General features: G+C 43.6%; 10 protein-coding genes. All 10 read left to right on the top strand.

Going from position 1 to position 12,477, the window contains the following annotated elements:
- The first annotated feature begins 31 nt into the window (after positions 1-31).
- The 10 genes from J7E32_RS03960 to J7E32_RS03915 all read left to right on the top strand — a co-directional run bounded on the left by J7E32_RS03960 (position 32) and on the right by J7E32_RS03915 (position 12,455).
- The gene (locus J7E32_RS03960) at positions 32-193 is read left to right on the top strand and encodes a hypothetical protein (RefSeq protein WP_214903922.1); all 162 of its coding nucleotides are present in this window, start codon (positions 32-34) and stop codon (positions 191-193) included.
- Positions 194-346: 153 nt separating this feature from the next.
- Positions 347-637, top strand: a complete 291-nt coding sequence (gene spoVG / locus J7E32_RS03955; RefSeq protein WP_023613316.1) for a septation regulator SpoVG — start codon at positions 347-349, stop codon at positions 635-637.
- A gap of 226 nt (positions 638-863) precedes the next feature.
- Positions 864-2,237, top strand: coding sequence for a bifunctional UDP-N-acetylglucosamine diphosphorylase/glucosamine-1-phosphate N-acetyltransferase GlmU (gene glmU, locus J7E32_RS03950; protein WP_214903919.1), 1,374 nt, complete (start codon positions 864-866; stop codon positions 2,235-2,237).
- An 18-nt stretch (positions 2,238-2,255) separates the two neighbouring features.
- Positions 2,256-3,212 carry a ribose-phosphate diphosphokinase gene (locus J7E32_RS03945; protein ID WP_214903916.1) on the top strand — a complete coding sequence of 319 codons (957 nt, stop codon included), beginning with the start codon at positions 2,256-2,258 and terminating at the stop codon, positions 3,210-3,212.
- A 1,000-nt stretch (positions 3,213-4,212) separates the two neighbouring features.
- On the top strand, positions 4,213-4,845 hold the full coding sequence (locus tag J7E32_RS03940) for a 50S ribosomal protein L25/general stress protein Ctc (RefSeq protein WP_214903913.1): 633 nt from the start codon (positions 4,213-4,215) through the stop codon (positions 4,843-4,845).
- Positions 4,846-4,989: 144 nt separating this feature from the next.
- Positions 4,990-5,550: an aminoacyl-tRNA hydrolase gene (pth, locus tag J7E32_RS03935; RefSeq protein WP_353654011.1), complete on the top strand. Its 561-nt coding sequence runs from the start codon at positions 4,990-4,992 to the stop codon at positions 5,548-5,550.
- 146 nt (positions 5,551-5,696) lie between these two features.
- Positions 5,697-5,927 carry an anti-sigma-F factor Fin gene (gene fin, locus J7E32_RS03930; protein WP_214903907.1) on the top strand — a complete coding sequence of 77 codons (231 nt, stop codon included), beginning with the start codon at positions 5,697-5,699 and terminating at the stop codon, positions 5,925-5,927.
- Positions 5,928-6,185: 258 nt separating this feature from the next.
- Entirely contained in the window at positions 6,186-9,722 is a 3,537-nt protein-coding gene (gene mfd, locus J7E32_RS03925) for a transcription-repair coupling factor (protein WP_214903903.1), read from the top strand.
- A gap of 342 nt (positions 9,723-10,064) precedes the next feature.
- Entirely contained in the window at positions 10,065-10,601 is a 537-nt protein-coding gene (gene spoVT, locus J7E32_RS03920) for a stage V sporulation protein T (RefSeq protein WP_214903981.1), read from the top strand.
- Positions 10,602-10,850: 249 nt separating this feature from the next.
- Positions 10,851-12,455, top strand: a complete 1,605-nt coding sequence (locus J7E32_RS03915) for a putative polysaccharide biosynthesis protein (RefSeq protein WP_214903900.1) — start codon at positions 10,851-10,853, stop codon at positions 12,453-12,455.
- Positions 12,456-12,477 lie beyond the last annotated feature (22 nt).

The raw sequence follows: 12,477 nt of genomic DNA, 5'->3' as shown, positions 1-12,477 counted from the left end.
GGAAGGAAAAGGGTTTACAAAAGGAGTCTATGTGCACGAAAAAGGAATGGAACAGGAGTTTCAGTCACAAGAAGGGGAAACACCTTTTAAAATAAATGTTTTTTCTATAATAAGATCTCAAAAAGAAATAAAAAATAATAACTTTGTAGGAAATCTTTTTTTACGCGTCAATAGCCAAAAAAGCCTATTTTAAAGGTTTTTTATTCATGAAAAGGCTTTCGAAATGGAAATGTTCATAAATTCGCCCTATTTTTTCGAAAAAATTTTCTTGTAAAAGAAGGAGATTTGATTTCAACGTGGAATTATTTAACTAGAATTTTATCTATTTGTAAAGGTGGTGAACAGAATGGAAGTAACTGACGTAAGATTACGCCGCGTTAATACAGATGGACGGATGAGAGCGATCGCTTCCATCACGCTTGACAACGAGTTTGTTGTCCATGATATCAGGGTGATTGATGGAAACAACGGCCTATTTGTTGCAATGCCAAGTAAACGCACTCCTGATGGCGAGTTCCGTGATATCGCGCATCCGATCAATTCGGGTACACGCGGAAAGATCCAGGATGCTGTATTGGCAGAGTACCACCGTTTAGGTGAATTGGAAGTTGAATTCGAAGAAGCTGGCGCTTCCTAGAATATAAGTGTATAACATCAAGAGCCTGCTGCATAAGTAAGGCTCTTTTTTATTTCCCCAGCTTATCCCTCGGTTAAACCTATTATGATGAAAATTTCCCTATTTTTTCGAAGTATACCTTCCCCCCTAAACTGACAAATAATTGTACTTGTTCATCTATTCTTGAAATGGACGGCTATTTAAGATATATTCGTAATGGATAAAAAGGTAAATTGGAGGCCTGCTAATGTCTAATCGTTATGCAATCATTTTAGCTGCCGGTCAGGGAACAAGAATGAAGTCTAAATTGTATAAAGTTCTTCACCCTGTATGCGGAAAGCCAATGGTACAGCATGTAATTGACCAGGTGAAAAGTCTTGATATAAACGAAATCGTGACCATTGTCGGTCATGGAGCAGAAAAAGTAAAGGATCAGCTCGGTGAGGATAGCCAGTATGCCCTTCAGGCAGAACAGCTCGGAACTGCTCATGCTGTACAGCAGGCAGGGGACATGCTTGCAGACAAAGAGGGAGTCACAATCGTGGTCTGCGGTGATACTCCGCTGATCAAGGGTGAAACAATGGAAGCTCTTTTCAAGCACCATGAAGAGACAAACGCCAAAGCAACCATCCTGACTGCGAGGGCTGAGAATCCAACAGGCTATGGCAGGATTGTCAGGAATGCGGAAGGTTTTGTTGAAAAAATCGTCGAGCATAAGGATGCCAGCGAGCAGGAAAGAAGCATCAATGAAATCAACACTGGTACATATTGTTTCGACAACAAAATGTTATTCGAGGCGATCCAGAATGTATCAAACGATAATGTTCAGGGAGAATACTATCTTCCGGATGTCATCGAGATCCTGAAAAATCAGGGCGAAATCGTATCTGCCTATGTGACTGATAACTTCGCGGAGACGCTTGGTGTCAATGACCGGGTTGCTCTTGCTGAAGCCGAACGCACGATGAAAAAGCGGATTAACGAATATCATATGCGCAATGGCGTATCGCTTATAGATCCTGATAACACGTATATTGGACCTGATGTGAAGGTTGGACAGGATACGGTTATTTTCCCGGGTACGACACTATCTGGCAGCACCGTCATCGGCTCTGAATGCCAGATTGGACCTAATACTGAAATCAGCAACTGCCAAATTGGAAACAATACAGTTATCCGCCAATCAGCTGCCTTTGACAGCAAAATTGGCTCCGAAGTCAATATCGGACCTTTCGCGCATATCAGGCCAGATTCTGATATCGATGATGAAGTGAAAATCGGCAATTTTGTCGAAATTAAGAAAGCGGTATTCGGCAAAGGAAGCAAAGCTTCACACCTTAGCTATATCGGTGACGCAGAAGTCGGTGCTGATGTGAATATCGGCTGCGGCTCAATCACAGTGAATTATGATGGCAAAAACAAGTTTTTGACCAAGATTGAAGATGGCGTATTCATTGGCTGTAATTCCAATCTTGTTGCACCAGTGACGATTGGGAAAGGTGCTTATGTAGCAGCTGGTTCCACGATCACTGAAGATGTTCCAGGTGAAGCACTAGCGCTTGCGCGTGCTCGTCAAGTCAACAAAGAAGATTATGTAGGGAAAATGAACGTAAAGAAATAAGAGTCTTGGAGGTCCATAATGTCAAACCAGTATCTTGACCCAAATTTGAAGGTTTTTTCACTTAACTCAAATGTTGAACTTGCACAGGAAATTGCGAAAGTAATTGGGGTAGAGCTAGGTAAATGCTCTGTATCCCAGTTCAGCGACGGAGAAATCCAGATCAACATTGAAGAAAGCATCCGTGGCTGCGATGTATATGTCATCCAGTCAACTAGCTCTCCAGTAAATGAGAACATCATGGAATTGTTGATCATGATTGATGCCTTGAAGCGTGCATCAGCTAAAACAATCAATATTGTTATGCCTTATTACGGATATGCAAGACAGGACCGTAAAGCACGCGCTCGTGAGCCAATCACTGCGAAGCTTGTGGCGAACCTGCTCGAGACGGCGGGCGCAACTCGCGTGATCACGCTTGACCTGCACGCTCCGCAAATCCAGGGATTCTTTGATATTCCAATCGATCACTTGATGGGCGTGCCAATCCTTGCTGACCACTTTAACAGCAAGGAACTGAATGGAGATGTCGTCATCGTATCCCCAGACCATGGCGGTGTTACTCGTGCAAGAAAGATGGCTGAAAGACTGAAAGCGCCAATCGCCATCATTGATAAGCGCCGTCCGAAGCCGAATGTTGCAGAAGTCATGAATATCGTTGGTAATATCGAAGGCAAGATTGCAATCTTGATTGACGATATCATTGATACAGCTGGTACGATTACATTGGCTGCGAATGCATTAGTTGAAAATGGAGCACTTGAAGTATACGCTTGCTGTACACACCCTGTATTATCAGGTCCTGCAATTGAGCGTATCGAAAACTCCAAGATTAAAGAACTGGTTGTGACAAACTCAATCGCGCTTGCAGAAGAAAAGCGCGTTGAAAAAATCCATCAGCTGTCTGTTGCTCCATTGATTGGGGAAGCGATTATCCGCGTCCACGAAGAGCAGTCTGTCAGCACTTTGTTTGATTGATTTTATAAGAGAATTCAGGCTTGCCAAGCGGCAAGCCTACTCTTGTTTCTGATTGCTTTTACATACGGCCTGCCTGGGCTGGTCAAGGCGCTTGCACTTTTTTCATGCCATCTGAAAGCGTTATTGTGACAGGTTTCATGGATACCGGGCCAAAGCTGTCAAAAAAAGCTAGTTATCGTGACAGGTTTCAAGAAAAAAGGACCAAAGCTGTCAAGAAAAGCTGGTTATTGTGACAGGTTTTGAGGATACGAGGCCAAAGCTGTCAAGAAAAGCTGGTAATTGTGACAGGTTTCAAGGAAACAGGGCCAAAGCTGTCAAGAAAAGGTGTTTATTGTGACAGGTTTCAAGAAAACAGGGCCAAAGCTGTCAAGAAAAGCTCGTAATTGTGACAGGTTTCAAGGAAACAGGGCCAAAGCTGTCAAGAAAAGGTGTTTATTGTGACAGGTTTCAAGGAAACGGGGTCAAAGCTGTCAAAAAAAGCTCATTATTGTGACAGGTTTCAAGGAAACAGGGTCGAAGCTGTCAAAAAAAGCTCATTATTGTGACAGGTTTCAAGGAAACAGGGCCAAAGCTGTCAAGAAAAGCTGTTTATTGTGACAGGTTTCAAGGAAACGGGGTCAAAGCTGTCAAGAAAAGCTCGTAATTGTGACAGGTTTCAAGGAAACCGGGCCAAAGCTGTCAAGAAAAGCTGGTTATTGTGACAGGTTTCAAGGAAACGGGGTCAAAGCTGTCAAAAAAAGCTCATTATTGTGACAGGTTTCAAGGAAACAGGGTCAAAGCTGTCAAGAAAAGCTCATTATTGTGACAGGTTTCAAGGACCCCGGGTCAAAGCTGTCAAGAATTTATAGCAGTTTCCCACGGAGAGTGAAAGTGCCTGGAATGAAACGCTAACGGCCATGTTTAATAGAGCCTCTAAAAAAAGTAAAACGTTTAGACCTTCCTGTTTTGGGGCATTTTTTATATAGACAAGTACTTACGAAATAGGAAGGGGATAAAAATCATGAGTGCAGTATTGAAAGCAAATGAGCGCACAGGTACTCAACGTTCTACTTTGAGGAAATTACGCCAGGAGGGCAATATTCCAGCAGTTGTCTATGGGAGGACTACCGATAGTAAGTCGATTTATGTAGACAGCATTGAGTTTGTGAAGACTATCCGCGAAAATGGGCGAAATGGCGTCATTTCTCTTGATTTGGGCGGTAGCCAGCATAGCGTCATGCTGACAGATTATCAGGAAGATCACATCAAGAAAGAGATTCTCCATGCTGATTTCCTTGTTGTCGATAAAAGCTCGAAGGTACATGCAAGCGTCCGAGTAAACCTCGTCGGCGATGCTGCAGGTGTCAAGGATGGCGGCGTACTTCAGCAGCCGATCCACGAAGTGAACATTACATCGACTCCAGGCAATATCCCCGAGTCAATTGATGTAGATATCACAAACCTGCAAGTGAATGAAAACCTGACACTTGCAGATATCAAAACAGGAAGTTACGAAATCAATGATGACGAAAACACGGTCGTCGTTTCAATCCTTCCTCCTAAAGTGGAAGAAGAAATCAATTCTGGAGAAGAACAAGAACCAGGAGAGCCTGAAAATGAAGAAGGAAGAGAAACTGAAGCGAGCGGAGAATAAAGCAGCAATAGACGTAGCCTGAAAAGGGTTACGTCTTTTGCGGTTTTCGTGTACATTAGAAATAGAAATTTTTTCTGGCTTCCCTGAATCAAGGGGAATTAGCGATTAGAAGAGATGATATGCGTTTGGTTAGGGGTGTGGAAAGTGAAGTTATTTGTTGGACTTGGGAATCCAGGAAGACAATATGATAAAACAAGGCACAATATCGGCTTTGAAGTTATTGATGAGTTATCCAAACGGTGGAATATCCCATTAGATCAGGCAAAACATAAAGGCTTATATGGAAAGGGATTTGTTGACGGCGAAAAAGTAATCCTGCTTAAACCTTTAACCTATATGAACCTTTCTGGTGAATCCATCAGGGCCGTCATGGATTTTTACGATATCGATGTGGAGGATCTAGTCGTGATCTATGATGACCTCGATATGCCGACTGGCAGGATCCGATTGCGGCAAAAAGGCAGCGCAGGCGGCCATAATGGAATAAAGTCGACGATTGCCCATACTGGAACACAGGAATTCAAGCGAATCAGGGTAGGCATCAGCCGGCCTACAAATGGAATGGCGATCACGGATTGGGTTCTTGGACGTTTTACAGCGGAAGAAAACGAACAGATGGCTGAAGCTGTAATGAAGTCTGCAGATGCTTGTGAAGAATGGATGAAAAAGCCTTTCTTAGAAGTTATGAATACATTTAATCAATAGAAGATTTTATTAAAGATGGCGAATTAAACATGCCAATCTTTTGATCAAGTAATATAATGTAAAAAAAGAATCATACAATAGGCTAAGTGCATAAGTTCCTGCCAAAGGGTCAATAATGATAATGACTTAATTTGGGAGGGACGGGCATGGCTATACATTATCATTGCCGTCATTGCGGCACGAAGATGGGCTCACTGGACAGTTTGTCTGTCCACAGTGAAAGTTTAGGGCTGCATAAGCTGACCGAGGAAGAGCGCCTGGAGATGGTTTCTTACGCAGGTAATGGTGATATCAATATAAAATCAATCTGTGAAGACTGTCAAGAAGCCCTGGAACGCAACCCAGACTACCACCAGCATGACTACCTAATTCACTGACAAGCTTTGGATTCCTCATCCAAAGCATTTTTCTGTTTGTATATTGGCATCATTATTAAATGCTGTTTTCGTAAAGATTGTTGTTAAAATCCTAAAGTCGATTTTAACGTAAAAAAATCTATTTTGCAGTTCGGTATTAAGTGTGCAAGCTCTTTTCTCTTAATATTTTTTAATTTTGTGAACAATAGCAACAAAGTTTGAGAAAAGAGTTTTTTAAAAGTAAAGATTAGCATTTTTTATAGAGAGGGAGAGGTTTGGATGCAGGGGCTGAAAGCTCTATTTAGTCATCAGGATGATGTCCAATCTGTTATATCCGGAATGGATGCGGGGCTTAGGGAACAGCTCGTCGCAGGCCTGTCTGGTTCGGCGAGGACGGTCTTTCTAGCCGCGATTTACGAACAGACGAAGCGCCCCGTCCTGATTGTCACACATAATTTATTGCAAGCACAAAAACTATATGATGATCTTGTTAATTTAATAGGGGAAAATGATGTTTACCTTTACCCGGCAAATGAATTGATTGCCGCTGAAATAAGTATTTCAAGCCCCGAGCTGAAGGCACAGAGGATAGAGGCTCTGAATCATTGGAGCAAAAAGAAGACAGGTATTGTGATTGTCCCGATGGCTGGCCTTAGGAAGATGCTGCCGCCAAAGGATTTATGGTCAAAATTCCAGATGACATTCAAGCTTGGTGAAGAGATTGATCTCGAATCTGTTCTTAACCGGTTTGTCAGCATGGGCTATGTCAGGGCAGAAATGGTTTCAGCTCCTGGTGAATTCAGCCTCCGCGGCGGAATTATCGACATTTACCCGCTGACATCGACAGATCCAATCAGGATTGAGCTGTTTGATGCAGAGGTTGACTCAATCCGGACTTTCTCTCTTGAGGACCAGCGCTCGAAGGAAAAAATGAAGACAGTAGCAATTGGGCCGGCTACAGAAAACCCAATCGAAAATGAACAGCTGGACCGCCTGATTACAGGGCTGGAAACCGGGCTCTCAGGCAGTTTGAAGAAGCTTAAGGATAATAAAGCGAAAACACTGATGTCACAAAACATTGGCTATGAATTGGAACAGCTCCGAAATGGCCAAAAACCTGATCAAGTTTTCAAGTACTTATCCATAGCGTACGAAAAGCCTCAAAGTTTAATAGATTACTTGCCGTCTAATGGTTTCCTGTTCGTCGACGAAATAAGCAGGGTTCAGGAGATGAATGAGTCTCTTAGCAAGGAAGAGGCGGAATGGTACACGAGTCTCCTCGGTGAAGGGCAAATTATCCATGACCTGAAGATTTCACACCAGCTGCCTGACTTGATGAGTAAAGCAGGAAAACCAATTGTGTATCTCTCGTTATTTTTAAGGCATGTTCCAAACACGAGTCCGCAAAACATCATCAATATTTCATGCAAGCAGATGCAGAATTTCCATGGTCAGATGCATGTGCTAAAAGGTGAAGTCGATCGCTGGCGCAAAGGAAACTATGCGGTTATTTTCCTTGGGCCGGACGCCGAAAGAGTCAAAAAGCTCGAGCGGGTTCTTGAAGACTATGAAATCGATGCAGTAAAAATGAATGGCAAGCAGGAATTGCTGCCGGGAAAAGTTCAGATTATCCAGGGCAGCCTGAATACGGGCTTTGAATTCCCAATTCAGAAGATCGCTGTGATTACGGAAGAGGAACTCTTCAATAAAAAAACAAAGAAGCCTGCGAGAAGACAAAAGCTTTCTAATGCAGAGCGAATCAAGAGTTATTCCGAGCTTAAAATTGGCGATTATGTCGTCCATGTCAACCACGGGATCGGAAAATACCTGGGCATCGAAACGCTCGTGATCAATGGTGTCCACAAGGATTATCTGCATATCCGCTATCAGGGAACGGATAAGCTGTACGTCCCGGTCGAGCAGATTGATCTTGTTCAGAAGTACGTCGGATCGGAAGGCAAAGAACCTAAAGTCTATAAGCTCGGCGGCAGTGATTGGAAGCGTGTCAAGAGCAAGGTTCAATCCTCTGTCCAGGATATTGCGGATGATTTGATCAAGCTATACGCAGAACGTGAGGCAAGCATCGGGCACGCTTTCTCTCCCGATGGCGAGATGCAGCGCGACTTTGAATCTTCGTTCCCATATCAGGAAACGGAAGACCAGGTTCGGTCAATCCATGAAATCAAGCTTGATATGGAACGTGAGCGCCCGATGGATCGCCTGCTGTGCGGAGATGTCGGCTATGGTAAAACAGAGGTTGCAATCAGGGCTGCCTTCAAGGCGATTGCTGATGGAAAGCAGGTAGCCTTCCTTGTGCCAACGACGATCCTTGCGCAGCAGCACTATGAGACCCTAAGGGAAAGGTTTCAGGACTTCCCGATTAACATTGGTCTGTTGAGCAGGTTCCGTACCCGCAAGCAGCAAACAGAGACGATCAAGGGACTGAAGGCTGGAAGTGTTGATATTGTTGTTGGAACCCACAGGCTGTTATCAAAGGAAATCACCTACAGCGACCTTGGCCTGCTGATCATCGATGAAGAACAACGCTTTGGGGTAACGCATAAGGAAAAAATCAAGCAGCTTAAGACAAATGTAGATGTCCTGACTTTGACGGCGACGCCAATTCCAAGGACGCTGCACATGTCGATGCTAGGCGTCAGGGATTTATCAGTCATCGAAACTCCGCCTGAGAACAGGTTTCCTGTCCAGACATATGTCATGGAATATAACGGGGGACTTGTCCGCGAGTCTATTGAGCGAGAGCTTGCCAGGAACGGACAAGTATACTTCCTTTATAACCGGGTTGAGGATATCGAACGGAAGTCTGAAGAGATTTCCATGCTTGTGCCTGATGCACGTGTCACTTTTGCACACGGCCGCATGACCGAAAATGAATTGGAATCTGTCATGCTTGGTTTCCTTGAAGGAGAATATGATGTCCTGGTCAGCACAACAATCATTGAGACAGGTGTGGATATTCCGAATGTAAATACACTGATTGTTTACGATGCAGATAAAATGGGTCTTTCCCAGCTTTATCAGCTAAGGGGACGTGTTGGACGCTCGAACAGGGTGGCCTACGCCTACTTCACATACCGAAAAGATAAGATTCTGACTGAGGTTGCGGAAAAACGCCTGCAGGCAATTAAAGAATTCACTGAGCTGGGCTCTGGTTTTAAAATCGCGATGCGGGACCTGTCAATCCGTGGTGCTGGTAATTTGCTCGGTGCCCAGCAGCATGGCTTTATCGACTCAGTCGGTTTTGATCTGTATTCACAGATGCTCAAGGAAGCAATTGAGGAACGCAAGCCTGAGAAGGATCAAGTGCGTAAGCCATCGATTGAAATCGATCTTGAACTTGATGCCTATATCCCTGATAGCTACATCTCTGATGGACACCAGAAAATCGAGATGTATAAGCGTTTCCGTGGTATAGAGACATTGAAGGATATCGATGAATTGAAAGAAGAAATTACAGACAGGTTCGGGGATTACCCAGCAGAAGTGGATACCCTATTCAAGGTAGCGGAACTTAAGGTGTATGCAATCACCGCAGGTGTGGAAACAATCAAACAGGCTAAGCAGGATGTAACGATTCTTTTAACAGAGGATGGCAGCAGCAGAATTGATGGACAGAAGGTATTTAAGCTGAGCAGCCAATATAGGAATGCAGTTGGACTTGGAATGGATGGCAAAAAACTGAAAATGGTCGTCCATACGAAAGGCATGACTAACGACCGCTGGTTCGACATTACTTTCGAGATGATTAAGGGACTTCATGACTCCCAAAAAGAGCAGGAAAATACAGTATCGTAACCATTTGGAAATAATTTGTAATCTAAATGTAAAATATTAAGGTGTTTCAAAAAAGATAGACAAGGGTAATTTTTGTGTGTACGCAATTATTAGCTGGAAGGTTTATCCGTTTTTGGCACCTTTATCACTTCAAAGAAAATAATAATGAGAAGTGTATAGAACTTTCCATATGAAAGATACTAAGTTCAAATCTTGGTAAGGTTGATTAATAAAGGCAATATCATTATCGAAGGTGCATTTCATAAACCTTCGACAAAAGGATTATTTCCGAAAAACAACTATTAATACGAAAACAACCTTATCTAAAAAAATAATCATCAGATGAAAGTGAGGCAACGTTGGATGAAAGCAACTGGTATTGTTCGTCGAATCGATGATTTAGGTCGTGTCGTAATTCCTAAAGAAATTAGAAGAACACTTCGTATTCGTGAAGGAGATCCACTCGAAATCTTTGTGGATCGTGATGGTGAAGTCATTTTAAAGAAGTATTCACCAATCAGTGAGCTGAGCGATTTTGCGAAGGAGTATGCAGAAGCGCTATATGACAGCTTAGGCAATCCGGTATTGATTTGCGATAGAGATACTTATATCGCATTGGCTGGAGGTTCCAAGAAGGACTACTTGAATAAAAACATTAGTGAAATGGTTGAAAAGACAATGGAAGACCGTACTTCGTCCCTTGTGAACCAGCAGACTAACATTTCGCTTGTTGAGGGGAACGAAGAGCCTGCATCTGCTTATACAATCGGGCCAATCATTGCAAACGGAGATCCAATCGGGGCAGTAATTATCTTCTCTAAAGAAGGATCATTGGGTGACGTGGAACAAAAAGCTGTCGAAACAGCTGCAGGCTTCCTGGCAAGACAGATGGAGCAATAATCAAGATTCCTGATTTTTACCGATTTATAATCTTACTCAAAAGGGCAGCTGACAAAGCTGCCTCTTTTCGTGTTTAGGAAGGCTATCTCCTCCTGGTGTGCAGGCATCTGAAATATCATTAATTTTGTAATGGGAACAGCTTTGTTACATCCATCTAACAAATTGATGTTGCCTGTTTCACTTGCGGCAGATGCTTTTACCCATGTGATATAATACGGTTGAAAATGAAAAATTGGAAGGAGATGGGCGATGAAGCCCGTTGCAGATTCAAAGGAACTGATGAAGGGAGCCATGATCCTGACGATGGCAGCCCTCGTTACAAAAATTCTAAGCGCCGTTTACCGTGTCCCGTTTCAAAATATTGTCGGGGACATTGGTTTTTATATTTATCAGCAGGTTTATCCCTTTTTTGGGATTGTCATGGTTTTATCTACATATGGATTTCCGGTTGTGATCTCCAAGCTTTATACGGAGCAGCAGGCTGCAGGGAATACTGGCAGGGCGGATAGGCTTTTGGCTATTTCACTTGTTTTCCTCAGCATGGTTGGACTACTGTTCTTTATGTTTTTCTTTTTTGGGTCAGGGTGGATTGCCGAAAAAATTGGTGACCCTGAACTCAAGCCTTTATTCAAGGTCGTCTCTGTGCCATTCCTGATCTTCCCGTTCACCTCTGTGTTCAGGGGATACTTCCAGGGAAAGGGAAACATGGTTCCGACTGCGATATCCCAGGTTTCGGAACAATTCATCCGTGTTTCGACCATTCTGATCCTGTCAGCGGTCCTGGTACAGCAAGGCTTCTCTCTTTATATCACTGGTGCAGGTGCTGTGTTCGGGTCAATAACCGGCGGAGTCAGTTCCGTTTTAATTCTGGGCTTTTTCTATCTGAAAAAAGGTGGAGCTAATCCCTTCACCCGTTTTCAGATAAGGGATCTATTCATGGACGCAGCCTGGGTCGTTAAAGCACTGATCATTCAGGGATTTGCAATAAGCATCAGTGGGATGCTGCTAATATTGCTTCAGTTGGCAGATTCGTTGAATATGTATGCCTCTTTGCTGGCAACGGGACTGACTGCAGAGGAAGCAAAATCGGCAAAAGGCATTTTTGACCGGGGGCAGCCGTTGATCCAGCTTGGAACCGTAGTCGCCACCTCGATGTCATTAAGCCTTGTACCCGCGATTTCTGGTGACAAATCAAGCAATCGGCGGGAAAAAGTCCTTCCCAAAGTCAGGCTTGCGCTTCAGACAAGCCTGATTTTCGGCGCTGCGGCGGCGGTAGGCTTATACAGCATCATCGTTCCGGTGAATATTATGCTGTTTGAAAATGCAAATGGATCCGATGTTCTTGGAGTGCTCAGCTTGATGATTTTATTTGGTTCTGTCATCCTGACGATCATGAGCATTTTACAGGGGCTTGATAGGTCCATTTTTCCGGCGGCGGTCATTCTTGCCGGATTTGGATTGAAATACATATTAAATCTATTGCTCATCCCTATTGCTGGAACAATGGGGGCAGCTATTGCCACATTGGCTGCGATGCTGGCCGTCATGTTTATCCTGATCTATAAACTAAGGCGTGAGCTGGGGCAGCCTGTTCTATCGCTTGTCTTTATAGCGAAAATATTGTTTTCCTCGGCAGTGATGGCCGTCGTTTTGCGATTATTTATACTTATAACGGAATTCGGATATGGATATATTGAACCAGACAGGCTCGGAGCTGTATTCCAGGCATTAAGCTCAGTAGCCCTGGGAGCACTTGTTTACTTTTTTATTTTGATAAGAACCAGGGCTTTGACTGAAGAGGAACTAGTCACTTTGCCATTTGGCAGCAGAATTGTACAGTTGTTCTCTAAATAGATCCTTGAAGGAGGAAGTGTGG

It is taken from the genome of Bacillus sp. ISL-55, assembly GCF_018613155.1.
Taxonomy (GTDB): Bacteria; Bacillota; Bacilli; order Bacillales; family Cytobacillaceae; genus Mesobacillus.
Note: the sequence above shows the minus strand (reverse complement) of the source record. Positions and strands in the feature narration are given on the sequence as shown.